Source organism: Nocardioides sp. NPDC006303 (genome assembly GCF_040613175.1).
Classification (GTDB): domain Bacteria; phylum Actinomycetota; class Actinomycetes; order Propionibacteriales; family Nocardioidaceae; genus Nocardioides.
In genome coordinates, this window is sequence record NZ_JBEXRR010000052.1 from 1 (window position 1) to 23,548 (window position 23,548).

Annotated in this window: 22 protein-coding genes and 1 tRNA gene; 16 read left to right on the top strand and 7 right to left on the bottom strand. The window is 68.8% G+C overall.

Annotated elements, in window-relative coordinates:
* The first annotated feature begins 253 nt into the window (after positions 1–253).
* The gene (locus tag ABZY89_RS26465) at positions 254–1,516 is read left to right on the top strand and encodes a DUF222 domain-containing protein (RefSeq protein ID WP_355232048.1); all 1,263 of its coding nucleotides are present in this window, start codon (positions 254–256) and stop codon (positions 1,514–1,516) included.
* 500 nt (positions 1,517–2,016) lie between these two features.
* Here ABZY89_RS26465 and ABZY89_RS26470 read toward each other — a convergent pair whose 3' ends face one another.
* Entirely contained in the window at positions 2,017–2,640 is a 624-nt protein-coding gene (locus ABZY89_RS26470) for a TIGR03085 family metal-binding protein (protein WP_355232050.1), read from the bottom strand.
* Positions 2,641–2,728: 88 nt separating this feature from the next.
* On the opposite strand from ABZY89_RS26470, the gene ABZY89_RS26475 reads away from it, so the two are divergent.
* Both ABZY89_RS26475 and ABZY89_RS26480 read left to right on the top strand, forming a co-directional pair.
* Entirely contained in the window at positions 2,729–4,513 is a 1,785-nt protein-coding gene (locus tag ABZY89_RS26475) for an ABC transporter ATP-binding protein (RefSeq protein ID WP_355232051.1), read from the top strand.
* On the top strand, positions 4,510–6,327 hold the full coding sequence (locus ABZY89_RS26480) for an ABC transporter ATP-binding protein (protein WP_355232052.1): 1,818 nt from the start codon (positions 4,510–4,512) through the stop codon (positions 6,325–6,327). Before ABZY89_RS26475 ends, ABZY89_RS26480 begins: the two co-directional genes overlap by 4 nt.
* A gap of 10 nt (positions 6,328–6,337) precedes the next feature.
* Here ABZY89_RS26480 and ABZY89_RS26485 read toward each other — a convergent pair whose 3' ends face one another.
* The gene (locus ABZY89_RS26485; RefSeq protein ID WP_355232054.1) at positions 6,338–6,730 is read right to left on the bottom strand and encodes a nuclear transport factor 2 family protein; all 393 of its coding nucleotides are present in this window, start codon (positions 6,728–6,730) and stop codon (positions 6,338–6,340) included.
* A gap of 87 nt (positions 6,731–6,817) precedes the next feature.
* Between ABZY89_RS26485 and ABZY89_RS26490 the strand changes: the two genes are divergently transcribed.
* Positions 6,818–7,585, top strand: a complete 768-nt coding sequence (locus tag ABZY89_RS26490) for a helix-turn-helix transcriptional regulator (RefSeq protein ID WP_355232056.1) — start codon at positions 6,818–6,820, stop codon at positions 7,583–7,585.
* A gap of 8 nt (positions 7,586–7,593) precedes the next feature.
* Here ABZY89_RS26490 and ABZY89_RS26495 read toward each other — a convergent pair whose 3' ends face one another.
* Positions 7,594–8,010, bottom strand: a complete 417-nt coding sequence (locus tag ABZY89_RS26495; RefSeq protein ID WP_355232058.1) for a DUF2752 domain-containing protein — start codon at positions 8,008–8,010, stop codon at positions 7,594–7,596.
* Entirely contained in the window at positions 8,007–8,264 is a 258-nt protein-coding gene (locus ABZY89_RS26500) for a CD225/dispanin family protein (protein WP_350661348.1), read from the bottom strand. The genes ABZY89_RS26495 and ABZY89_RS26500 overlap by 4 nt, the downstream gene beginning before the upstream one ends.
* Before the next feature lie 173 nt (positions 8,265–8,437).
* On the opposite strand from ABZY89_RS26500, the gene hisI reads away from it, so the two are divergent.
* The 3 genes from hisI to ABZY89_RS26515 all read left to right on the top strand — a co-directional run bounded on the left by hisI (position 8,438) and on the right by ABZY89_RS26515 (position 9,617).
* Positions 8,438–8,794, top strand: a complete 357-nt coding sequence (gene hisI, locus ABZY89_RS26505) for a phosphoribosyl-AMP cyclohydrolase (RefSeq protein WP_355021876.1) — start codon at positions 8,438–8,440, stop codon at positions 8,792–8,794.
* Positions 8,791–9,342 carry a Trp biosynthesis-associated membrane protein gene (locus ABZY89_RS26510; protein WP_355232059.1) on the top strand — a complete coding sequence of 184 codons (552 nt, stop codon included), beginning with the start codon at positions 8,791–8,793 and terminating at the stop codon, positions 9,340–9,342. The genes hisI and ABZY89_RS26510 overlap by 4 nt, the downstream gene beginning before the upstream one ends.
* Before the next feature lie 74 nt (positions 9,343–9,416).
* Positions 9,417–9,617: an HGxxPAAW family protein gene (locus tag ABZY89_RS26515; protein WP_355232060.1), complete on the top strand. Its 201-nt coding sequence runs from the start codon at positions 9,417–9,419 to the stop codon at positions 9,615–9,617.
* An 80-nt stretch (positions 9,618–9,697) separates the two neighbouring features.
* Here the strand turns inward: ABZY89_RS26515 and ABZY89_RS26520 are convergent, their stop codons facing one another.
* Positions 9,698–10,033, bottom strand: a complete 336-nt coding sequence (locus ABZY89_RS26520) for a DUF4190 domain-containing protein (RefSeq protein ID WP_355232061.1) — start codon at positions 10,031–10,033, stop codon at positions 9,698–9,700.
* Positions 10,034–10,182: 149 nt separating this feature from the next.
* On the opposite strand from ABZY89_RS26520, the gene trpC reads away from it, so the two are divergent.
* The 8 genes from trpC (at position 10,183) to pyk (ending at position 22,631) form a co-directional block, all read left to right on the top strand.
* The gene (gene trpC / locus ABZY89_RS26525; protein WP_355232062.1) at positions 10,183–10,965 is read left to right on the top strand and encodes an indole-3-glycerol phosphate synthase TrpC; all 783 of its coding nucleotides are present in this window, start codon (positions 10,183–10,185) and stop codon (positions 10,963–10,965) included.
* An 8-nt stretch (positions 10,966–10,973) separates the two neighbouring features.
* Positions 10,974–12,218 (top strand): tryptophan synthase subunit beta, encoded by a 1,245-nt coding sequence (gene trpB / locus ABZY89_RS26530; protein WP_355232063.1) that lies wholly within the window; start codon positions 10,974–10,976, stop codon positions 12,216–12,218.
* Positions 12,215–13,012, top strand: coding sequence for a tryptophan synthase subunit alpha (gene trpA, locus ABZY89_RS26535; RefSeq protein WP_355232065.1), 798 nt, complete (start codon positions 12,215–12,217; stop codon positions 13,010–13,012). The genes trpB and trpA overlap by 4 nt, the downstream gene beginning before the upstream one ends.
* Positions 13,009–13,617 (top strand): SCO family protein, encoded by a 609-nt coding sequence (locus ABZY89_RS26540; protein WP_355232067.1) that lies wholly within the window; start codon positions 13,009–13,011, stop codon positions 13,615–13,617. The genes trpA and ABZY89_RS26540 overlap by 4 nt, the downstream gene beginning before the upstream one ends.
* 28 nt (positions 13,618–13,645) lie before the next feature.
* Positions 13,646–14,596 (top strand): prolipoprotein diacylglyceryl transferase, encoded by a 951-nt coding sequence (lgt, locus tag ABZY89_RS26545; protein ID WP_355232069.1) that lies wholly within the window; start codon positions 13,646–13,648, stop codon positions 14,594–14,596.
* 277 nt (positions 14,597–14,873) lie between these two features.
* Positions 14,874–19,430, top strand: coding sequence for a glutamate synthase large subunit (gltB, locus tag ABZY89_RS26550; protein ID WP_355232071.1), 4,557 nt, complete (start codon positions 14,874–14,876; stop codon positions 19,428–19,430).
* On the top strand, positions 19,423–20,889 hold the full coding sequence (locus ABZY89_RS26555) for a glutamate synthase subunit beta (RefSeq protein WP_355232073.1): 1,467 nt from the start codon (positions 19,423–19,425) through the stop codon (positions 20,887–20,889). The genes gltB and ABZY89_RS26555 overlap by 8 nt, the downstream gene beginning before the upstream one ends.
* A gap of 272 nt (positions 20,890–21,161) precedes the next feature.
* Complete coding sequence (gene pyk / locus ABZY89_RS26560) at positions 21,162–22,631, top strand: pyruvate kinase (protein WP_355232074.1); 1,470 nt, start codon at positions 21,162–21,164, stop codon at positions 22,629–22,631.
* Here the strand turns inward: pyk and ABZY89_RS26565 are convergent.
* A complete protein-coding gene (locus ABZY89_RS26565; RefSeq protein WP_355232076.1) occupies positions 22,628–22,984 on the bottom strand; it encodes a hypothetical protein in 357 nt (118 codons plus the stop codon). The genes pyk and ABZY89_RS26565 overlap by 4 nt on opposite strands.
* Between ABZY89_RS26565 and ABZY89_RS26570 the strand changes: the two genes are divergently transcribed.
* A complete protein-coding gene (locus ABZY89_RS26570) occupies positions 22,985–23,317 on the top strand; it encodes a hypothetical protein (protein WP_355232078.1) in 333 nt (110 codons plus the stop codon).
* A 109-nt stretch (positions 23,318–23,426) separates the two neighbouring features.
* Here the strand turns inward: ABZY89_RS26570 and ABZY89_RS26575 are convergent.
* Positions 23,427–23,499, bottom strand: a tRNA-Leu gene (locus tag ABZY89_RS26575).
* Between the last annotated feature and the right edge of the window lie 49 nt (positions 23,500–23,548).

Genomic DNA, 23,548 nt, shown 5'->3' on the forward strand with positions numbered 1-23,548 from the left:
ACCGGGGCCCGTCGAGAAAAGATTTGGCTGGCTATCGGGGCGGCGGCCCGGGTGTGGCGCGGAGAAGATCTTGCGCGTTGAGTTGGCGTTGAACGGCGTGAGGGCGGCCCTTCGGGCCACTTACCATCCACAGATGCTAGGTCGTTCGCTCGCCGCGAAAATGGGGTTTGAACTGGGAAAACAGATGGCAGAGACAGGGCTGGAGGCGTAGAATCAGACTCATCACAACACCTCTTTGAAGGGAGGGACGGCGATGAGTCTCGGCCGCGAGATCAACCCGTGGGGCACCAACCCCGGCGATCTGATCGACGCCGCCTTGAAGGCCATCGAGACCGCCCTCCAAGACCTGCTCGCCACCGATCCCGCCTACTGGCGCACCGGGCAGAAAAAAGACCTCCTCGAACGGCTCGAGAAGCTCCAAGCCCAGCAAGCTGCCCTGAAGCTCCGGGTGCTCGCCGCTGCCGGCGACATCGCCGAGGAGACCGGCGCGAAGGATGCGTCGGGGTGGATGCGGACCGAGCTGCTCGTCGACAAAGGCGTCGCTCGCTCCCAGGTGAAACTCGCGGCTGCGGTGAGCAAGTACGAACTCGTTGCCGCCAGCCTCGCTGAAGGTGTCGTGTCCCAGGACAAAGCACGGGTGATCACCCAGGCCCTCGATGCCATCGAAACCGACCCCGCCGCCAGCGGCGAGGACCTGATCCTGGCCGAGAAGCTCCTGGTCGACTACGCCAGCCAGTTGACGGCGAACGAGTTGAAGATCGTCGGACGACGGATCCTGGCCGAGATCGACCCTGAACGGTTCGAAGCCGCCGAATCCAAAGCCCTGCAGCGCGAGGAGGAGCACGCCCAGCGGCGCACGTTCTTCTCCTCCCGCGACAACGGCGACGGCACCATCGACATCCACGCCCGAGTCTCCCGCGCCGTCGGGATGAGGCTGCGCACCCAGCTGGACTCGCTGGCGCAGCCGAGGAAGCTCTCGGCCGAGGACAAGGGCCGCAAAGCCCCGTATGACCGTCTGTTGGGTGAGGCGTTTGCCCGGGTGGTCGAGACCTATGACGTGGACCAGCTGCCCCGTCATGGTGGCCACGGGACCACGGTGTTCATCACGATGAGCGTCGAGGATCTCCGCAAGGACCTCGGCACCGCGGCGTCGGGGTTCGACGGCGAGAAGATCACCGCCGCCGAGGCCCGGAGGATGGCCTGCAACGCAGACCTGGTCCCGGTGGTGTTGGGCACCGATTCCGAGATCCTCGACTTCGGTCGCACCGCGAGGTTGGCGTATCCGATCCAACACAAGGCGCTCCGGCTACGCGACAAGTGTTGCCAAGCCGAAGACTGTGACGCCCCAGCCGCGTGGACCGAGGCTCATCACTTGAAACCGTGGTCGGAAGGTGGTCGAACCGATCTGGCGAACATGGTCTTGTTGTGTGCGAGTGATCATCGCCGTATCCACGATGTCAACTATGGGTATGAGCGGCTTCCGGATGGGCGGATCCGGTTCACTCGGCGTACCTGAACCGGCCGGCCGGCGCTGCGGTGCCCGTATTTATCCGAGCCCACCGCGCGATGCGCGCCGATCCACGTCCTCCCGCGCCGTCGTGTCATGCCACGGCAGCATCCTCGGACGACGGCGACGACAAGGGCATCGTGTGTCCAGCTCGGTCGCATGCTCGTCGGCCAACTGATGGCAACCCCTGCGCCTGTGCCGGCGGTCCTGGACCGACGTGGTCAGCAGCCAGATGAGGCGGCAGCGTCTGCCACGCCCAGGTCGTCGCTACCCGTGTTCCTGGCGCCTGCTTGTGAAGCGTTCACAAGGTGTCATCGTCTTGTAAAAGAACGAGGAGAGCCTCCGCCGCCGGGAGTGACCAGCCCGGACTCCCAAGCCCGTACGCAACTCATGGAATCCGCGCCAAACCCCGCCGCCCACCCGATATACAGCCAAAATTCTCGCGGGAGCCGTTGAGAACACCCTCCCCGAAAGGGTCGACGGCCCCAGCCCACGAAGCAACACCAGCCTCAGAACCCGAGACTGGCATTCTCCAACTGAGTGATCCGCTCCGCCGGACCATCGAAAGACAAGCCCCGCACCTCATGACGCCCGAAGCAGAAGAGCATGAGCTCGCCGACCGGGCCCGTGATGGTGACGGGCTCGTCGCCGGCGCGGAGCGTGGCGGTGTCGGTGCCGTTGCTCACCACGAGCGGGGTCTGAGCGGAGCGGACCAGGCCCTTGCCGAGCAGTTTCAGGGTGCGCCAGAGGTCTCGTTCGGCAGCGGCGGGGAGCGTACGCGGTTCCCAGCCCGGCTGGGCGCGGCGGAGGTCCTCGTGGTGGACGAAGAACTCGACGGTGTTGACGGCCCTTTCGACGGGACCGAGCGCGAACGGCGTGCCCTTCGGGTCGCGGAGGCGGGCGGCGAGAGCCTCGAGCGGCTGAGCGGCGTACGCAGCCTCCGCCTTCCTCAGTACGGGCGCGAGCGGTGGCAGGAACATGCCCGGCGCGGCCCACGGGCGGCGTTCGCGTACGAGCAGATGCACCAGCAGGTCCTTGACGTCCCAGCCTTCGCAGAGCGTGGGGGCCGTCGGCCCGAGGGAGACGGCGGTGTCGCACAGGGCGATGCGCTCGGAGCGCGCGAAGGAAGCCACGGCTTGCACCTTATCGAGCCATTCCAGCGCAGGGTGGTTTCAAAAAAATTCGTCGCAGTCACGGTGCTGACCTAGGCTTTACCTCGAGATGAGCGACGAGGATCAAATACCCCAGCGGGCCACGACGACCGACGGGTTCAAGGTTCTCGGAGTCGCCATCCGGCGCGAGTGGGCGGTCTTCACCCTCTCGACCCTCGGCTCCGCGCTCTTCGGCGCGCTGACCGTCGCCGACGCCTGGGTGCTGGGCTGGTCCACCGACCATGTGTTGGTGCCGGCGCTGCGCGACGGCGAGATCGGCGCCGGCTGGCTGTGGGCCGTGATCGGACTCTTCGTCGGTGTCGCGATCCTGCGAGCGGTCGGGGTGGTGGCGCGTCGGCTGGGCGCCGGGGTGATGCAGTACCGCATGCAGGCCCACTCGCGTCGCGCGGTCACCCGCCAATACCTCGCGCTTCCCCTCGCCTGGCACCACCGGCATCCGACCGGCCAGCTGCTCTCCAACGCCAACTCCGATGTCGAGGCGTCCTGGGCGCCGATCGCGCCGCTGCCGATGGCGGTCGGCACCCTCGCGATGATGGTGATCGCGATCGGGCAGATGTTCTGGACCGACGTCGTCCTGGCCTCGGTCGCGATCCTCGTGTTCCCGGCGGTCGTCGTCGCCAACCTGGTCTTCCAGCGCTTCTCCTCGCCGCTGATGACCCGCGCCCAGCAGCTGCGCGCGGAGCTCTCCGGGATCGCCCACGAGTCCTTCGACGGCGCGCTCGTCGTCAAGACCCTGGGCCGCGAGGCGGAGGAGACCACCCGCTTCCAGGACAAGGCCCAGGAGCTGCGCGACGTCAACATCCACGCCGGCCGGCTCCGCGCAGCCTTCGACCCGATCCTGGCCGCGCTGCCCAACATCGGCGTCCTCGCCGTACTGGCTGTCGGCGTCGGCCGCGTCTCCAGCGGTGCCGCCGCGCCCGGCGACGTCGTCCAGATCGGATTCCTGCTCACCATCGTCGCCTTCCCGATCCGTTCCTTCGGATGGCTGCTGGGAGAGTTCCCGCGCAGCGTGGTCGGCTACCGACGGGTCCAACAGGTGCTGGACGCGACCGGCCGCCTGGCCTACGGCACGGCGACGACCAGCCGCGAGCCGACCGGCGCCCGTGTCCGGGTCGACGGCATCTCCTACGCCTACGCCGGCGGCCCGACGCTCCTCGACGGTGTCGACTTCGAGGTCGAGCCGGGGCGTACGGTCGCGATCGTCGGCGAGACGGCCGCCGGCAAGAGCACCCTGACCATGCTGCTCGCGCGCCTGGTCGACCCCGAAACGGGCCGGATCACCCTGGACGGCACCGACCTGCGCGAACTGGGTGCGGGGGAGTGGGCCCGGGTGGCGGCGCTGGTGCCGCAGACGGCCTTCGTCTTCGACGACTCCGTACGCGGCAACGTCACCCTCGGCGCCGACCTCACCGACGACGAGGTCTGGTCGGCGCTCAAGGCCGCCCAGGCCGACGGCTTCGTCACCGCGCTTCCGAACGGCCTCGACACCACCCTCGGCGAGCGCGGGGCGAGCCTCTCTGGTGGGCAGCGCCAGCGCCTCGCCCTGGCCCGAGCGCTCGTACGCCGCCCACGACTCCTGATCCTCGACGACGCCACCTCTGCGGTCGACCCCGAGGTCGAGCAGCGCATCCTTGCCGCGCTGCGTGACGGGGCGAGCGACACCAGCCTCGTCGTCGTCGCCTACCGCAAGGCCACGATCGCGCTCGCCGACGAGGTCGTTCACCTCGAGGACGGCCGCATCCGCGACCGCGGCACCCACACCGAGCTGCTCGCCCGCGACGAGTCCTACGCCCGCCTGGTGAACGCCTACGAGACCCCGGAGACCATCCAGTGACCGCGACCCTCGAGCCCGAGACCCGGGTCGGCAGCGGCGAGGAGCTCGGCGCGATCGAGACCATCCGCCGGGGCATCAAGCACTCCCCGGAGCTGGTCGAGGGCATCCGCGGCACCTTCGCGCTGGCCGTGATCGCGAGCGTCGGGCAGGTCGTCGTACCTGTCGTCGTTCAGCAGACCCTCGACAACGGCCTGAGCGGTCCGGACGGCCCCGACCTCGGCTATGTCCTGCGCGCCGGGCTGATCGCGGTGGTCGCCATCGCGGTCACCGGCTGGGCGTCGTTCAAGATGACCAGCCGGCTCTTCACCGCCGCCGAGCGGGGCCTGGCGACGCTGCGTACGAAGGCCTTCCGGCACGTCCACGACCTGCCGATGCTCACCCAGTCGACCGAACACCGCGGGGCGCTGGTCTCGCGGGTGACCAGCGACGTCGACCAAGTCAGCCAGTTCATCGTTTTCGGCGGTCTGCTCTTCATCGTCAGCATCGGGCAGATGCTGATCGCCACCGTCGTGATGGTGATCTATTCCTGGCAGCTCGCGATCCTGGTGTGGCTCTGCTTCGGCCCGCTCTTCCTGAGCCTGCCGTTCTTCCAGCGCAAGCTGTCCGCGGCCTACACCCTCTCCCGCCGCCAGGTCGCCAAGATGCTCTCCGCGGTCTCCGAGCCGGTCGTCGGAGCGGCCGTGGTGAAGGCGTACGCCGTCGAGGACCGCACCCAGGAGCGCATCGACCGCGAGATCGACGCCACCAGCGCCGCCCAGATCAAGGCGCAGGCCTACACCTCGGTCTTCTTCAGTCTCGGTGGCCTCTCCGGCGGCCTCGCCAACGCCGGCGTGATCGTCGGCGGCGTCCTGCTGGCGCTCGCCTACCAGGGCACCAGCGGTGCGCTGACCGTCGGCGAGATCCTGGCCTTCGCGTTCCTGGTGACGCTGTTCGTGGGCCCGGTGCAGATGGGTACGCAGATCCTCACCGACGCGCAGAACGCGATCGCCTCCTGGCGGCGCACGATCGGGATCCTGGACACGCCCGCCGACCTCGTCGACCCGGGCGCGGCCGGCACGGTCCTGCCACGCGGCCCGCTCTCGATCGAGTTCGACGCGGTCACCTTCGCCTACCCCGGCGGCCGTCCGGTCCTGCACGACATCTCCTTCGAGATCGCGCCCGGGCGCCGGGTCGCCGTGGTCGGCGAGACCGGCTCGGGGAAGTCGACGATCGCGAAGCTGCTCACCCGGGTGATGGACGTGACCGACGGCCGAGTCCGTCTCGACGGTGTCGACGTACGCGAGATCGGCAACGCCTCGCTGCGCACCAGCGTCGTGCTCGTCCCGCAGGAGGGCTTCCTCTTCGACTCCACCCTGGCCGAGAACGTCCGTTACGGGCGGCTCGACGCGACCGACGAGGAGATCGAGGAGGCCGCCCGGATTCTGGGCTTGGGGGACTGGCTGGCCGGCCTCCCCGCCGGCGTCCGCACCAGCGTCGGGCAGCGCGGCGAGTCGCTCTCGGCCGGCGAGCGGCAGCTCGTGGCGCTCCTGCGCGCCCAGCTCGCCGATCCCGACCTGCTCGTCCTCGACGAGGCCACCTCCGCGGTCGACCCGCGGCTGGAGATGCGGATCAACCGGGCCCTGGAGCGCCTGATGAGCGGCCGTACGTCGGTCACCATCGCCCACCGGCTCTCCACCGCCGAGGCGGCCGACGAGGTGATCGTCGTCGACGCGGGACACCTCGCCCAGCGCGGCCCGCACAGCGAACTGGTGGCGCAGGCCGGCTCGACGTACGCACGCCTGCACGCCTCCTGGGTCGCCCAGCAGGGCAGCTGAGACCGAGAGCTCAGGCGTCCCACCACGACAGGTGGGCGGCGGCCTCGGCGGCGGGCTCGATGATCTCCCAGGCCTCGACGATCATCGCGCCCTCGAACCGGCAGATGTCGACGACGGTGATCTCGGGTCCGTCCGGCAGCCGGCGACGGGTGTGCATCACGACGTGATCGTCGGCGGCCAGCACGTGCTTCACCTCGACCTCCATGCCGTCGATCCGCTCGAGCGAGCCGCAGACGGCGTCGAGCCACTGCTCCTTGGTGGACGAGGTCGCGTCCGGTCGATGGTGCCGGAAGTCTGGGGCGAGCAGCTGCTCGAGCGGCCCGGTGTCACCGGTCGCGACGAGCCCTGCGAAGGCGGTGGTGACAGCCCTGACGGCGTCCGTGGGTGTGCTCTGTGTGGTCATGCCGCCAGTGTGTTCGGCGTCCCGGACCGGTGTCGATGACATGGGAGTTCATGGCGCACCACCTGCTGATGAGCGATCCTGGGGCCCATGTACACAGTGGGCGAGATGTTGCGGGAATGGCGGCATCGTCGTCGCCTCAGCCAGCTCGACCTGGCGATCGCCGCCGACGTCTCGGCACGCCACGTCAGCCTGGTCGAGACCGGCCGGTCCCGGCCGAGCACCGACATGATCCTCCGCCTCGCCGACCAGCTCGACATCCCGCTCCGGGACCGCAACCGACTCCTGCTCGCCGCCGGCTTCGCGCCGCGCTACACCCAGCGGCCCCTCGAGGACGGTGCGCTCGCGGCCGCTCGCGACGCGATCGGCCGGGTTCTGCGTGCCCACGAGCCGTACCCGGCCCTGGTGGTCGACCGTCGCTGGAACATCCTGATGACCAACCGCGCGGTCGACCGGTTCTTCGCCGGCGTCGACCCCGAGCTGCTCGAACCACCCGTCAACCTCGTACGTCTCGGCCTCGACCCTCGGGGCCTAGCCGCTCTGGTCGTGAACCTGGCCGACGTACGTGCCGTGTTCCGGGCCCGGGTCAGACGCCAGCTCGCCGTCGTCGCGGACCCCGAGCTGACCCGGCTCTACGAGGAGGTGCTGGCTCCCGCCGGCCAGGACGAGGAGAGGTCGCTCGCGCTCGAGGCGGATGTCGTGATCCCGATGACGCTTCGCGTCGACGGCCGCGAGCTGAACCTCTTCTCGACGATCACCACCTTTGGGACCCCGATGGACATCACCCTCGACGAGGTGGCGATCGAGTCGTACTACCCGGCCGACGACGCCAGCGCCGCCTACTTCGCCGACCGGTAGCGGCGACGCTACGCCGCGAGTGCGGGGAACGGCGCCCAGGGCAGGTTGCGCACGACCGTGAAGACGACCGTCAACGCCAGCCAGGTGTAGAGGGCTGCGGGGGAGCGCGCCCAGTCGGGAGCGGGGCGACCGCCGATGCGGCCGCGGAGCCAGAAGAACCAGAGCAGCGCGAGCATCGGCAGCCCGAGCAGGAACATCAGCGCGTTGTGGCCGATCGCGCCGGAGACGTCACCCGACAGCAGCGACATCGTGCCGCGCGTCATTCCGCAGCCGGGGCAGTCGATGCCGGTGAGTGCGTGGATCGGGCACGGCGGGACGTACGCGACGAGCCCGGGAGAGGTGGCGAAGACAGCCGCGAGGCCCGCCCCGCCGGCCACGACGGCCAGTGGGACGAGCCCCGCGCGCACCCGTGAGGGTGTGGTCACATGGTCCCCGACTGGGCGGCCATGCCGACGCCGAGGACGACCGAGGCGATGATGTAGAGGACGATCACGACGACGCCGGTGATGGCACCGATGATGCCCCACTTCTTGGCGCCCTCGGCGTCACCCTGGACGGCCTTGACGATCGAGACGATGCCGAAGGGCAGGCAGCAGAAGAGCGTGACCAGGATGCCGATCACGAGGGCGCTGGTGTCGGTCTGCTTCGCCGGTGCCGGCTGCGGGGTGGGGTTAGCCATGGTGCGGTGTTCTCCAGTTTGAATAGTCGACTCGAAGAGTCGGCTGACAGGGCCGTACCGAGACCGGCCCAGATGACCGGCAGAGTCTGGCAGCCCGGGGCCTCGAGGACGCCCGATAAGGGCTGCGACATGCCGGTTGTGTCCGTACTGTTGCCCAGCGGGATACTGGACCTGTGACTACTGGACCCACGAGCGAGGGACTGGACCCCGCCATCGCCGACCGCCTCAAGCGCAACCCCGACGGACTGGTGCCCGCGGTGGCGCAGCAGCATGACACCGGCGAGGTGCTGATGCTCGGCTACATGGACGACGAGGCCCTGGCGCGCACGCTCGCGACGGGCCGGGCGACCTACTGGTCCCGCAGCCGGCAGGAGTACTGGGTCAAGGGGGAGACCTCCGGCCACCGGCAGTACGTCAAGGAGGTCCGCCTGGACTGCGACGGCGACACGATCCTGCTCAAGGTCGACCAGGAGGGCCCCGCCTGCCACACCGGCGACCACACCTGCTTCGACGCCGGCCTGATCTCATGAAGGCCACCCTCGGCCCCACCGTCATCGCCGGACTCGCCGGCGCGGCCCTGGCCGCATGGGCCGGCTCCAACGAATGGGTGAAGGTGACCGCCCCGGCCCAGATGCCGGCCGACCTCAACGACTCGCCGGCCACCACCGGCCTGGCCCTGGTCGCACTCGCGGCCTGGGGCGTGGTCCTGGTCACCCGAGGTCTCGTACGCCGCCTGGTGGCCGCCCTTGCGGGCCTGGCCGGGATCGGCGTGATCGTCACCTTCTTCGGCCATGCCGGGATCGACGCGCTCGGCCGGGCGATCGACTCCGAGGTGGTCTGGGGCGAGACCGAGCACACCACCACCCCCTGGCCTTACCTCGCGCTTCTCGGCGCGGTCCTGACCGTTGCGGCGGCCGTCGCGGCCGTACGCCTGGCCCCTTCGTGGCCCGAGATGGGCCGCAGGTACGACGCCCCGGCCGCCGCGAAGCCGGAGCAGAAGCCGTTGGAGGAGCAGTCCACGATCGATGTCTGGAAGTCGTTGGACGAGGGTCGGGACCCGACAACGGGGGATCAATGAATACACTGCAGCCAAGCCCACCTGTATCGCTTCGGGCTTCGCTTCAGCAAGAGAACTCGTAGAGGAGTCATCGCATGTCCGCCAGCCACGGCAACACCCCGGCAGCCTGGATCGCAGTCGCGGTCGGCCTCCTCGGCTTCCTCATCGGAAGCGTCGCCATGATGCTCGACCCGATCAGCTGGTTCGTCTTCTGGGTCGGCGTCGCCGTCACCGTCGTGGGCGGCCTGCTCTTCATCGTGCTCTCCAAGCTCGGCTTCAACGTCGAGTCACACTGAGCCTGTGAAACAGCGAGGCCCCCGGCGGATTCGCCGGGGGCCTCGCTGATTTCAAAGAGCCGAGCTCACATGGACTGAGCTCAGTACGTGGTGGTGCTGCCGCTGAAGTCGAGAGCACCGGACAGGTTCAGGATGAGCCCGATGACGAACAGAACGATGGCGACGATGCCGAGGATGAAGCCGGCGGTGGCCATGCCACGCCCGCCCTGCGCCCCGCCGGAGGCGTCGATCTCGTTCTGGGCCATCTTGCCGAGGATGATCGCCGGGATACCGGTGAAGATTCCGCAGCAGATGCAGCCGAGGATGCCGAGGACAAGTGCCCAGATCGCCTTCTTGTTGTTGCCCGCAGGCTGACCGGGCTGCCCGGGTGCCGGCGAACCGTACGGGGGCGGCGGCGGAGGAGTTCCGTAGCTCATGTGTGTCTGACCTCCAAAGTCAGGCGAGTTGGGTAGAGATGGAAGAAACTTAACGTTTCCCGCCCGCACTGTGGCGCCAAATCGGGCGTGTCACGGTTCGGGTGAGAGGCTTTGCACGTGGGTCATACCCGGAAACGAGAGGTTTAAACATGTCGGTGCTCGAAAAGATCATCGACGGCGTACGTCTGGACCTGGCGCAGCGCCAGGCGACGGTGTCCGAGGCGGAACTGCGGGCCCGGCTGGCCGACGTCGACGCGCCTCGCGACCCGATGCCGCACTTCCGTGCGGCGGGCAGCAGCGTGATCGCCGAGGTGAAGCGGAAGAGCCCTTCCAAGGGTGCTCTGGCCGACATCCCGGACCCGGCCGAGCTGGCCCAGCAGTACGCCGCCGGCGGTGCAGCCGCGATCTCGGTGCTCACCGAGGAACGCCGCTTCGGCGGGTCGCTCGCCGACCTGCGCGCGGTCCGCGCCGCCGTCGACAGCCCGATCCTGCGCAAGGACTTCATCGTCGAGCCCTACCAGCTGCTGGAGGCCCGGGCAGCCGGAGCCGACCTGGCGTTGCTGATCGTGGCCGCGCTGGACGACGAGACGCTGCGCAGCCTCTACGAGCAGGCGCGTGAGCTCGGGCTGACCGTGCTGGTCGAGACCCACGACGAGGCCGAGGTCGCCCGGGCGGTCGACCTCGGCGCCGAGCTGATCGGCGTCAACGCCCGCAACCTGAAGACCCTGGAGATCGACCAGGACGTCTTCGGACGGCTCGCGCCGCTCATCCCCGAGGACCGGGTGAAGGTCGCCGAGTCGGGCATCTTCACCGCCACCGACGTCAAGCGCCACGTCTCCGAAGGGGCCCGCGCGGTCCTGGTCGGCGAGGCGCTGGTCAAGCATGGCGACCCGCAAGGCACGGTCGCCGAGTTCACCGGAATCCAAGGCTAGGACCAGCCATGACAACTCACATCCACGAAACGACGAGCTACGACGCCGACGAGTTCGGCTGGTTCGGTGGCGAGGCCGAGGGATTCGGCGGCCGCTTCATGCCCGAGGCGCTGATGAAGGCGCTCATCGAGCTCGACGACGCCTGGCAGAAGGCGAAGGCCGATCCGGAGTTCGTGGCCGAGTTCGACGCGATCCTGCGTGACTACGCCAACCTGCCGAGCCCGCTCTACCACGCGACCCGGCTCTCCGAGCAGCTCGGCGTACGCGTCCTCCTCAAGCGCGAGGACCTCAACCACACCGGCGCCCACAAGATCCGCAACGTGCTCGGGCAGGCGCTGCTGACCAAGCGGATGGGCAAGACCCGGGTCATCGCCGAGACCGGCGCCGGACAGCACGGGGTGGCCTCCGCGACCGCGGCTGCCTACTTCGGTCTCGACTGCACCGTCTACATGGGCAAGGTCGACACCGACCGCCAGGCGCTCAACGTGGCCCGGATGCGGCTGCTCGGTGCCGAGGTCGTCCCGGTGCCCTCCGGCAGCGGCACCCTCAAGGACGCGATCAACGAGGCGCTGCGCGACTGGGTCGCCAGCGTCGACCACACCGCCTACCTGTTCGGCACCGCCGCCGGGCCCCACCCGTTCCCGACTCTGGTCAGGGACATCGTGCGCGGCATCGGCGACGAGGCCCGGGCCCAGTCCCTCGAGCAGTTCGGCGGCCTCCCGAACGCCGTCCTCGCCGCGGTCGGAGGTGGGTCCAACGCCATCGGCCTCTTCACCGCGTTCCTGGACGACGAGGACGTCGAGATCCACGGCTTCGAGGCCGGGGGAGACGGGTTCGAGACCGGCCGCCACGCCGCCACCATCCAGGCCAACGACCCGGGCGTGCTCCACGGCGCCCGCACCTACGTGCTCCAGGACGAGGACGGCCAGACCATCGAGTCCCACTCGATCTCCGCCGGTCTCGACTACCCCGGGGTCGGGCCGCAGCACGCCTGGCTCGCCAAGTCCGGCCGCGCCTCCTACACCTCGGTCACCGACAAGGAGGCGATGGACGCCTTCGCGCTGCTCTCGCGCTCGGAGGGCATCATCCCGGCGATCGAGTCGGCCCACGCGATCGCCGGCGCCATCAAGATCGCACCGCAGATCAAGGAGCGCCACGGCGAGGGCGCCACGATCCTGATCAACCTGTCCGGTCGCGGCGACAAGGACATGGGCACGGCCATCGAATACTTCGGACTGGGAGACGCAAAGTGAGTACGTCGGTAGCGTTCGCGAAGGCGAAGGCCGAGAACCGCGCCGCCCTGGTCGGTTACCTTCCGGCGGGCTTCCCCACGGTCGACGGCTCGATCGAGGCGCTGACGACGATGGTCGAGGCCGGCTGCGACATCATCGAGATCGGCCTGCCCTACTCCGACCCGGTCATGGACGGCCCCACCATCCAGGACGCCGTGCAGCAGGCGCTCGACGGCGGCGTACGTGTCGACGACGTGTTCCGCGCCGTCGAGGCCGTGGCCGCGACCGGGGTGCCGACCCTGGTGATGACCAGCTGGAACCCGATCGAGCGCCGTGGCGTGGACCGCTTCGCCCAGCAACTGCAGGACGCGGGCGGCGCGGGCCTGATCACGCCCGACATCACCCCGGACTTCGCACCGGAGTGGATCGAGGCCGCCGACGCACGAGACCTCGACAAGGTCTTCCTGGTCGCGCCGAGCAGCACCGACGAGCGGATCGCGATGACCACGGCCCAGAGCCGCGGGTTCGTCTATGCCACCGCGGTCATGGGCGTCACCGGCGCCCGCGCCAAGACCTCCGACCTGGCCGCCCCGCTGGTCGCCCGCACGAAGAAGACCACGGACCTGCCCGTCGGTGTCGGTCTCGGGGTCAGCAACGGCGCCCAGGCGGCGGAGATGGCTGCGTACGCCGACGGGGTCATCGTCGGCTCCGCCTTCGTGCGTACGCTGCTGGACAACCGCTCCGACGAGCAGGCGGCGCTCAAGGCGCTGGCGAGCCTGACCGAGGACCTGGCCGCGGGAGTCCGCGCGCGTTGAGGTTCCTCGCTCTTCCCGTCCTGCTCGTCCTCATCGGAGTGCTCACCGGTTGCGGCGCTGCCGGCACCGGCCAGGCGCCGGCCTCGGCGATGACCGGGCAGGAGCACACTCCGTACCAGCTCTCCGACACCGCCCTGACCGACACCGAGGGCGAGCCGTTCTCGCTGGCCACCGACGCCGACAAGCCACTGACGCTGGTCTTCTACGGCTACACCAGCTGCCCTGACGAGTGCCCGCTCGTGATGTCGAGCCTGACCGCGGCACTGACTCGCCTCGATGACTCGGACCGGGACAAGGTCGAGGTCGTGTTCGTCACCACCGACCCCGCGCGCGACTCCGAGGAGGTCCTGCGCGAGTACCTGGACCGTTACGACAAGGAGTTCATCGGCCTCACCGGTGATCTGAAGGACATCGTCACGCTGGCCGAGTCGATGCGGCTCTACATAGGGGAGGCCGACCGGCTACCCAGTGGGGGCTACGATCTCGGGGTCCACGACACCCACGTCTCGGCCGTCTCCCAGGGACAGGCCAGCGTGGTGTGGTCGATGAACACCTCTCCCAAGCAGTTCGCCGACGACATTCACCGCCTTCTCACTCAGAAGTAGCCAAGAAGGGCCCCGCATGATCCTCCCGATGTCCATCCCCAGCCCCGCCGAAGGCGTGCTCTGGCTCGGGCCGGTCCCGTTGCGCGGCTACGCCTTCGCGATCATCCTCGGCATCATCGTCGCCGTCTGGGTCTCCGAGCGCCGCTGGCAGGCTCGCGGCGGCCGGGCCGGCGACATCCAGGACATCGCGCTGTGGGCGGTTCCGTTCGGTCTGGTCGGCGGCCGGATCTACCACGTCATGACCGACTGGCAGCTCTACTTCGGCGACGGGGCCAACCCGATCGAGGCGCTCTACATCTGGCGCGGCGGGCTCGGTGTGTGGGGCGCGATCGCGCTCGGCGCCGTGGGCGCGATCATCGGCGCGAAGCAGAAGGGGATCAAGATCATCCCGCTGCTGGACACCATCGCCCCGACCTGCCTGCTCGCGATGGGCATCGGCCGCTGGGGCAACTGGTTCAACCAGGAGCTCTACGGCAGGCCCACCGACCTGCCCTGGGGCCTTGAGATCGACCCGTCGCGTTTCCCCGACGGACCCAGCCAGTTCCCGGTCGGCACCACGTTCCACCCGACGTTCCTCTACGAGTTCTGCTGGGACATCCTCGCCTTCTTCGTGATCGTCTACCTGCAGAAGAAGCTGCGTCTGGGCGGCGGCCGTGTGGTCGCCCTCTACGTGATGGCCTACTGCCTCGGCCGCGGCATGATCGAGACCCTGCGCATCGACAACGTGCAGCTGGTCAACGTGCTCGGCCTGCGCTGGAGCGAGTGGATGTCGATCATCCTGTTCGTGCTGGCAGCAGCGTGGTGGACGTACGCCACCGTGACCGGGCGGGGTAGTCTCGAGGAGGAGGTCTACAGCGATCCTGCCAAGGCCCCGGCGAACGACGTCGACGACGACACCGAGAACGAACCCGCGAGCGACACTGACGGCAACGCCGCCGACAACGGGACCGACGACGAGGAATCCTCGACAAAGGCCTGATCAGACGCAGATATTAGGCGCAACGTAGCGCCTCGCGGGAGGGTGTCCGCCGATGGACCCTCGTTCGCAACCTACGCGTGACACAGTGGTAACCTAGCCGCACTCGCGCGGGCCAACGCTGTCCCCTGCAGATTGCCAGTTTCATCCCCGCAAGGGCGCGCGCACTCGTCGCAGACATCCCCCGCTCCGGACTCGACTCGAAGCAGAGTCAGAAATCCGGGGCTATTGGGCTGCGTCGGTCGGTGCGTGCCTGAGCCCGGACAGACGGGAGATCCCGGTGCCGTACGAGCACTCGTATCCATCCCCCCAGGGCCTCTACGACCCTCGGTTCGAGAAGGACGCCTGCGGCGTCGCCATGGTTGCGACGCTGACCGGCGTGGCCAGCCACGACATCGTGAAGCAGGGCATCCGTGCCCTGGTGAATCTCGACCACCGCGGCGCCGCGGGCGCCGAGACCAACTCTGGCGACGGCGCCGGGATCCTGCTGCAGGTCCCCGACGCCTTCCTTCGTGAGGTAGTCGACTTCGACCTCCCGGCCGAGCGTGCCTACGCCGTCGGCACCGCCTTCATCCCCGGTGACGCCGACCAGGTCGAGCGCACCGTGAAGATGGTCGAGGAGATCGCGACCGAGGAGGGCCTCGAGGTCCTCGGGTGGCGTGACGTACCGGTCAACCCCGATTCCCTCGGCGCGACGGCCAAGGCGGTCATGCCGACCTTCCGCCAGCTCTTCGTGGCCGGCGCCAAGCAGCGCGTCACGGGCCTGGCCCTGGAGCGGCTCTCCTTCTGCCTGCGCAAGCGCGCGGAGAGGGAGACCGACGTCTACTTCCCGTCGCTGTCGAGCCGCACCATCGTCTACAAGGGCATGCTCACCACGCCCCAGCTGGCCGAGGTGTTCCCCGACCTGGTCGACGAGCGGGTCGCCTCCGCGATCGCCGTCGTCCACAGCCGGTTCTCGACCAACACCTTCCCGAGCTGGCCGCTGAGCCACCCGTTCCGGTTCATCGCCCACAACGGCGAGATCAACACCGTCATGGGCAACCGCAACTGGATGAAGGCGCGTGAGTCGCTGCTCGAGTCCGAGCTCATCCCCGGCGACCTCGAGCGACTCTTCCCGATCTGCACCGAGGGCGCCTCCGACTCGGCCTCCTTCGACGAGGTCCTCGAGCTCCTCCACCTGGCCGGCCGCAGCCTGCCGCACGCCATGCTGATGATGATCCCGGAGGCGTGGGAGAAGCACGAGGAGATGGACCCCGCCCGCAAGGCGTTCTACGAGTTCCACTCCTCGCTGATGGAGCCCTGGGACGGCCCCGCGTCGGTCGTCTTCACCGACGGCACCCAGATCGGCGCGGTCCTCGACCGCAACGGCCTGCGTCCCTCCCGCTACTGGGTCACCGAGGACGGCCTGGTCGTGCTCGGCTCCGAGGCCGGTGTGCTCGACGACATCGACCCCGCCACCGTGGTCCGCAAGGGCCGCGTCCAGCCGGGCAAGATGTTCCTCGTCGACACCGCGGAGCACCGCATCATCGAGGACGACGAGATCAAGTCCGAGCTCGCCGCCGAGCACCCCTACGACGAGTGGCTCCATGCCGGTCTCGTACGCCTCGACGACATCCCCGAGCGCGAGCACATCGTCCACACCCACGCGAGCGTGACCCGCCGTCAGCAGGTCTTCGGATACACCGAGGAGGAGCTCCGGATCCTGCTCGCGCCGATGGCCAACACCGGCGCCGAGCCGATCGGCTCGATGGGCACCGACAGCCCGATCGCGGCGCTAAGCGACAAGCCGCGGATGCTGTTCGACTACTTCGCCCAGCTCTTCGCGCAGGTCACCAACCCGCCGCTGGACGCGATCCGCGAGGAGCTCGTCACCAGCCTCAACGGCACCATCGGCGCCGAGTCCAACCTGCTCAACCCGGGTCCGGCCTCGTGTCGTCAGATCGTGCTGCCGTTCCCGGTCATCTCCAACGACGACCTGGCCAAGATCCGTCACATCAACCGTGACGGCGACATGCCGGGCTTCCAGGTCCACATCGTCCGAGGCCTCTACGAGGTCGACGGCGGGGCCGAGTCGCTCCAGGCGCGCCTGGACGAGATCTCCGCCGAGGTCTCCCAGGCGATCGAGGACGGCGCTCGCATCATCGTCCTCTCCGACCGCCACTCCACCCAGGAGATGGCGCCGATCCCGTCGCTGCTCCTGACCGGCGCGGTCCACCACCACCTGGTCCGCGAGCGCACCCGCTCGCAGGTCGGCCTGCTGATCGAGGCCGGAGACGTACGCGAGGTCCACCATGTCGCCCTGCTGATCGGCTACGGCGCAGCCGCGGTCAACCCCTATCTTGCGGTCGAGTCCGTCGAGGACCTCGCCTACGAGGGCTACTACGTGAAGGCCGACGCCGAGAAGGCGATGGCCAACACGATCAAGGCGCTCGGCAAGGGTGTCCTGAAGGTGATGTCGAAGATCGGCGTCTCCACCGTCGCCTCCTACACCGGCGCGCAGATCTTCGAGGCCGTCGGCCTGTCGAAGGAGGTCGTGGAGCGCTACTTCACCGGCACCACCTCCAAGCTCGGCGGCATCGGCCTCGACGTCATCGCCGAGGAGGTCGCGAAGCGGCACGCCACCGCCTACCCGCGCGACGGCGTCGCCAACGCACACCGCGCGCTGCCCATCGGCGGCGAGTACCAGTGGCGCCGTGAGGGTGAGCCGCACCTGTTCGACCCGGAGACCGTCTTCCGGCTCCAGCACGCCACCCGCAGCGGCCGCTACGACGTCTTCAAGCAGTACACCGACCGCGTCAACGAGCAGTCCGAGCGACTGATGACGCTGCGTGGGCTCTTCAAGCTCAAGGGCGCCGAGGAGCTGGGTCGCCAGAAGATCTCGATCGACGAGGTCGAGCCCGTCGAGGCGATCGTCAAGCGCTTCTCGACCGGCGCGATGTCGTACGGCTCGATCTCCAAGGAGGCTCACGAGACGCTCGCCGTCGCGATGAACATCCTCGGCGGCAAGTCCAACACCGGTGAGGGCGGCGAGGACCCGGATCGTCTCTACGATCCGAAGCGTCGCTCGTCGATCAAGCAGGTCGCCTCGGGACGCTTCGGCGTCACCAGCGAATACCTGACCAACGCCGACGACATCCAGATCAAGATGGCCCAGGGCGCCAAGCCCGGTGAGGGCGGCCAGCTGCCCGGCCACAAGGTCTACCCGTGGGTGGCCAAGACGCGTCACTCGACGCCGGGCGTGGGCCTCATCTCCCCGCCGCCGCACCACGACATCTACTCGATCGAGGACCTGGCTCAGCTGATCCACGACCTCAAGAACGCCAACCCGAGCGCTCGCGTCCACGTGAAGCTCGTGGCCGAGGTCGGCGTCGGCACCGTCGCCGCAGGTGTGTCCAAGGCCCACGCCGACGTGGTCCTGATCTCCGGTCACGACGGCGGCACCGGTGCCTCCCCGCTGACCTCGCTCAAGCACGCCGGCGGTCCCTGGGAGCTCGGCCTCGCCGAGGCGCAGCAGACGCTGCTCCTCAACGGCCTGCGCGACCGGATCGTGGTGCAGACCGACGGTCAGCTCAAGACCGGCCGCGACGTCGTCATCGCCGCGCTGCTCGGTGCCGAGGAGTTCGGCTTCGCCACCGCGCCGCTGGTCGTCTCCGGCTGCGTGATGATGCGGGTCTGCCACCTCGACACCTGCCCGGTCGGCGTCGCCACCCAGAACCCGGTCCTGCGCGAGCGGTTCACCGGCAAGGCGGAGTACGTCGTCAACTTCATGCGCTACATCGCCGAGGAGGTCCGTGAGCTCCTCGCCGAGCTCGGCTTCCGGAGCATCGACGAGGCCGTCGGCCACGCCGAGGCGCTCGACGCCCGTGACGCGATCGACCACTGGAAGGCCTCCGGGCTCGACCTGTCGCCGATCTTCACCCGCGTGGAGTCCCCGCAGCAGTTCTCCGACCAGGCCCTCTACAACACCAAGGGCCAGGACCACGGTCTGGAGAAGTCGCTCGACGTCAACGAGCTGCTGCCGCTCGCGGCACCGGCGCTCGAGCGCGGCGAGCCCGTACGCGCCCAGCTGCCGATCCGCAACGTCAACCGCACCGTCGGGACGATCCTCGGTCACGAGATCACCAAGCGCTACCGCGGCGCGGGGCTGCCCGAGGGCACGATCGACATCACCTTCACCGGCTCGGCGGGCCAGTCCTTCGGCGCGTTCATCCCGAGCGGCCTGACGCTGCGCCTGGAGGGCGACGCCAACGACTACGTCGGCAAGGGCCTCTCCGGCGGCCGGGTGGTCATCCGCCCGGAGCGTACGGCCGGGTTCCGGGCCGAGGAGCACATCATCGCCGGCAACACGCTTGCCTACGGCGCCACCAGCGGGCGGATCCACATCCGCGGAGGCGTGGGGGAGCGGGCCGCGGTCCGCAACTCGGGTGCCAGCATCGTCACCGAGGGTGTCGGCGACCACGGCTGCGAGTACATGACCGGTGGTCGTGTGGTCGTGCTCGGCCCGACCGGGCGCAACTTCGCGGCCGGCATGTCCGGCGGGGTCGCTTGGGTCCTCGACTTCGAGGAGCAGCGCCTCAACAGCGAGCTGGACGATGCAACCCCGGTGGATGAGAAGTACGCCGCCGAGCTCGAGCAGCTGGTCCGCGACCACCTCGAGGAGACCGGCTCGGCCGTCGCCGAGGCGCTCCTGGCCGACTGGCCGAACTCTCTGACCCGCTTCACGCAGGTCATGCCCAGTGACTACAAGCGCGTGCTCGAAGCCCAGGAGGAGGCCCTCGAGGAGGGTCTCGACGAGGACGAGGCTGCCGCGCGGATTATGGAGGTCCTCCATGGCTGACCCGAAGGGTTTTCTGAAGAACGGTCGCGAGGTCGCGACCCGTCGTCCCGTTGACGAGCGGGTCAAGGACTGGCACGAGGTCTACCCGGGCAAGATCGGCAAGACCCTGCTGCCGATCATCAACACCCAGGCCTCGCGCTGCATGGACTGCGGCATCCCGTTCTGCCACCAGGGCTGCCCGCTCGGCAACATCATCCCCGAGTGGAACGACCTGGTCTGGCGCAACGACTGGGAGGGCGCCTCGGAGCGTCTGCACGCGACCAACAACTTCCCCGAGTTCACCGGTCGTCTCTGCCCGGCTCCGTGTGAGGCCGCCTGCGTGCTGGGGATCAACCAGCCCGCGGTGACCATCAAGAACATCGAGGTCGCGATCATCGACAAGGCCTGGGACGCGGGCCACGTCAAGCCGCAGCCGCCCGAGTGGCTCTCCGGCAAGGCGGTCGCCGTCATCGGCTCCGGCCCCGCGGGCCTGGCCGCCGCCCAGCAGCTCACCCGCTCGGGCCACACCGTGGCCGTCTACGAGCGGGCCGACAAGATCGGCGGGCTGCTGCGCTACGGCATCCCCGAGTTCAAGATGGAGAAGTCGCAGGTCGACCAGCGCCTGGCGCAGATGCGCCGCGAGGGCACGGTCTTCCGTCCGGGCGTCGACGTCGGCACCGACATCACCGGTGCGCAGCTCCGGGACCGCTACGACGCCATCGTGCTGGCCAACGGCTCGACCGTCGGCCGCGACCTGCCGGTCCCCGGGCGTGAGCTCGACGGGATCCACCAGGCGATGGAGTACCTGCCGCAGTCCAACCGGGCCTCGCTCGGTGAGGCGGTCCCCGACCAGATCCTGGCCGAGGGCAAGCACGTGATCATCATCGGTGGCGGTGACACCGGCGCCGACTGCCTGGGCACCGCGATCCGCCAGGGCGCGGAGTCGATCACCCAGCTGGAGATCATGCCGCGTCCGCCGGAGGAGCGTCCCGATGCTCAGCCGTGGCCGACCTACCCGATGACCTACCGGGTCGCCTCCGCGCACGAGGAGGGTGGCGAGCGGGTCTACGCGGTCTCCACCAAGGAGTTCCTCGGCACCGAGGACGGCCGCGTACGCGCTCTGAAGCTCGTCGAGGTCGAGTTCATCGACGGCAAGCTGACCGAGAAGGAGGGGACCGAGAAGGAGATCCCCGCCGACCTGGTGCTGCTGGCCATGGGCTTCACCGGCCCGGAGAAGGACGGCCTCCTCACCCAGCTGGGTGTGGAGTACGACGCTCGCGGCAACGTCGCCCGCGACGACTCCTTCGCCACCTCCGTCCCCGGCGTGTACGTCGCCGGCGACGCGGGTCGCGGACAGTCGCTGATCGTCTGGGCGATCGCCGAGGGCCGCGCCGCCGCAGCCGCCGTCGACACCTTCCTCACCGGCTCGACCAACCTGCCCGCGCCGATCCGTCCGACGGACCGGCAGCTGATGGTCTGAGGCCTACAAGGCCGAGGCACAACGGCGTGCCGACCACTGGCCCGGCACCTCCACATCGGAGGTGCCGGGCCAGTCGGGTCTCAACCATCGGATCGGAGGATCCGACGGAGTTCGTACACACTTGTGGCGAGGAGTTTGTGGCACCCATCCATTGCCCGGGCCCGCAGGGAGGGGCTAGCCGCCGGTGGCGGCGTAAACATTGGACGAACGGCCTGATCAGGACGTGGTCCGAGTGCTGGTTTGAACGATCCAGAGGGGTAGTCTGGGCTCCCGTGAGAAGAGCGAAGATCGTCTGCACCCTGGGACCCGCCGTCGGGACGGAGCGTCGCATCCGCGAGCTCGTCTACGCAGGCATGGACGTCGCCCGGATGAACATGAGCCACGGGTCCCACGACGACCACTCCAGCAACTACGCGCTGGTGCGGGAGGCGGCCGCCGCGAGCGGGCACAGCGTCGGCATCTTCGCCGACCTGCAGGGGCCCAAGATCCGGCTGGAGCGGTTCAAGGAAGGTTCCGCGACGCTGCGCCGCGGCCAGGCATGGACGATCACCACGCGCGACGTGCAGGGTGACGACGAGATCTGCGGAACGACGTACAAGGGCCTTCCCGGTGACGTGAAGGTCGGTGACCCGATCCTGATCGACGACGGCAAGCTGCGGCTGCGGGTCACCGCGGTCGACGACACCGAGGTCCACACCGAGGTGCTGGTCGGCGGGCCGGTCTCGAACAACAAGGGCATCAACCTGCCCGGCGTCGCCGTCTCCGTGCCGGCCCTGTCCGAGAAGGACGAGGAGGACCTCCGGTTCGCGCTCAAGCTCGGCGTCGACATGATCGCGCTCAGCTTCGTGCGCAACGCGAGGGACTACGAGGACGTCCGCAAGATCATGGACGAGGAGGGGCGCGTCGTCCCGGTCATCGCCAAGATCGAGAAGCCGCAGGCGATCGACAACCTCGACGAGGTCATCGCAGCGTTCGACATGTTCATGGTGGCCCGCGGTGACCTCGGTGTGGAGTGCCCGCTCGAGGAGGTCCCGTTCCTGCAGAAGCGGATCATCGAACTGGCCCGCCTCAACGCCAAGCCGGTCATCGTCGCCACCCAGATGCTCGACTCGATGATCTCCAACCCTGCGCCCACCCGCGCCGAGGCCAACGACGTCGCCAACGCCGTCCTCGACGGCGCCGACGCGGTGATGCTCTCCGCCGAGACGAGCGTGGGGGACTATCCGATCCACACCGTCGAGACGATGGCCCGCATCATCGCCGCCACCGAGCGCCACGCCCTCTCCTCGGAGAGCAGCCGCGCCGCCGAGCTCAGCCCCATCGACTGGGACCCGCACACCCGCTCCGGCGTCATCGCCAAGGCCGCCGCCGAGGTCGCCGACCGGGTCGGCGCGAAATACCTGGTCGCCTTCACCACCTCCGGTGACTCCGCCCGCCGCCTCTCCCGGCTGCGCGGCGCGATCCCCTTGCTCGCCTTCACCCCCTCCGATGCCGTACGCAGCCAGCTCGCGCTCAGCTGGGGCACGGAGACCTTCCGCACCGACGAGGTCGAGCACACCGACGAGATGGTCCGCCAGGTCGACGAGAACCTGCTCAAGCTGGGCCGCGTCGAGGAGGGCGACCTCGTCGTCATCATCGCCGGCTCGCCTCCCGGCATCCCCGGCTCCACCAACGCCCTGCGCATCCACCGCATCGGCGACGCGATCAACGAGGTCGCGCCCGCCTACGAGCGCAAGAGCTAGTTCTTCGGGCCGATCAACGCGTCGAGCGCCGCGACTGCTTCGCGGCGCGAGACGCTGATGGTCTTCCAGGAGGACTGGCGCCACGGGACGCCGACCAGATCGAGGGTCGCGGTGCACAGGTTGCGGATGTCGTCGGAGTGGTTGGTGAACTGCCAGCGGCCGTACTCATAGCGCTTCTTCTCTCCCGCGACGACTCGGGTCGCCCAGTTCGACACCCGGCACCCGTCCGAGTGGAACAGGCCGCGGAGGAAGGGGCCAGGGTGCGCTGACACGATCTCCTGCTGCCATGGCTTCAGGGCGATCTCGCGGTCGTGCTTGCGGCCGGGGCCGTGCTGGGGGAAGAGGCAGGGCATGTGCTGCCAGTTCAGCTGAACGTCTACACAACCGGGCTTCTTGACCATGAAGACTTTGCCGCCTGGTCTGACTCGACCGAGCAGGTCGACGACATCGTCGATGATCCGCGGATGGGCCAGGTCGCAGGTGATACGCAGGAAGTAGTAGCGGGCAGCTTTCGCGATGTGACCGTCGCCGAGGTAGAAGCCGAGAAGCGCTGCGTACGCTTCCTGGTCGATCGGCAGTTCGTCACATCGAGGGCAGACGCCAGGCCTGCTGCGCGGCTCGTGATCCCGCCACTCGCGAATGGTGGACCGTGCTATTCCTGTTGCGCGTGCGACAGTCGACAATGAGGCGCCCTGCCGAAGGAGAGCGAGTGCTCAGCGCGGACGCGGCCTGCGTACATGCTCGTAGTCTGCGCTCCAGCACCGACATCTTGATGGAGGCCACGAGCAAGTTCGGTGCCCCGGGTCGGATTCGAACCGACACTTGATGTGGTTTGAGCACATTTCCTCTGCCGTTGGGATACCGGGGCTCCCGAGAGCCAAATACGGCTCCGCGCTCGCCAAACTTACCGGACCGTG

Excerpts from the sequence above, each read along its gene's own strand:
- ABZY89_RS26515 (WP_355232060.1), top strand. The coding sequence starts at position 9,417 with ATGTCCGCCAGCCACGGCAACACCCCGGCAGCCTGGATCGCAGTCGCG.
- ABZY89_RS26520 (WP_355232061.1), bottom strand. The coding sequence starts at position 10,033 with ATGAGCTACGGAACTCCTCCGCCGCCGCCCCCGTACGGTTCGCCGGCA.
- ABZY89_RS26565 (WP_355232076.1), bottom strand. The coding sequence starts at position 22,984 with ATGCCCTGCCTCTTCCCCCAGCACGGCCCCGGCCGCAAGCACGACCGC.
- ABZY89_RS26485 (WP_355232054.1), bottom strand. The coding sequence starts at position 6,730 with ATGACCACACAGAGCACACCCACGGACGCCGTCAGGGCTGTCACCACC.
- ABZY89_RS26500 (WP_350661348.1), bottom strand. The coding sequence starts at position 8,264 with ATGGCTAACCCCACCCCGCAGCCGGCACCGGCGAAGCAGACCGACACC.
- ABZY89_RS26490 (WP_355232056.1), top strand. The coding sequence starts at position 6,818 with ATGTACACAGTGGGCGAGATGTTGCGGGAATGGCGGCATCGTCGTCGC.
- ABZY89_RS26510 (WP_355232059.1), top strand. The coding sequence starts at position 8,791 with ATGAAGGCCACCCTCGGCCCCACCGTCATCGCCGGACTCGCCGGCGCG.
- trpC (WP_355232062.1), top strand. The coding sequence starts at position 10,183 with ATGTCGGTGCTCGAAAAGATCATCGACGGCGTACGTCTGGACCTGGCG.
- ABZY89_RS26465 (WP_355232048.1), top strand. The coding sequence starts at position 254 with ATGAGTCTCGGCCGCGAGATCAACCCGTGGGGCACCAACCCCGGCGAT.
- trpB (WP_355232063.1), top strand. The coding sequence starts at position 10,974 with ATGACAACTCACATCCACGAAACGACGAGCTACGACGCCGACGAGTTC.
- ABZY89_RS26555 (WP_355232073.1), top strand. The coding sequence starts at position 19,423 with ATGGCTGACCCGAAGGGTTTTCTGAAGAACGGTCGCGAGGTCGCGACC.
- ABZY89_RS26475 (WP_355232051.1), top strand. The coding sequence starts at position 2,729 with ATGAGCGACGAGGATCAAATACCCCAGCGGGCCACGACGACCGACGGG.
- lgt (WP_355232069.1), top strand. The coding sequence starts at position 13,646 with ATGTCCATCCCCAGCCCCGCCGAAGGCGTGCTCTGGCTCGGGCCGGTC.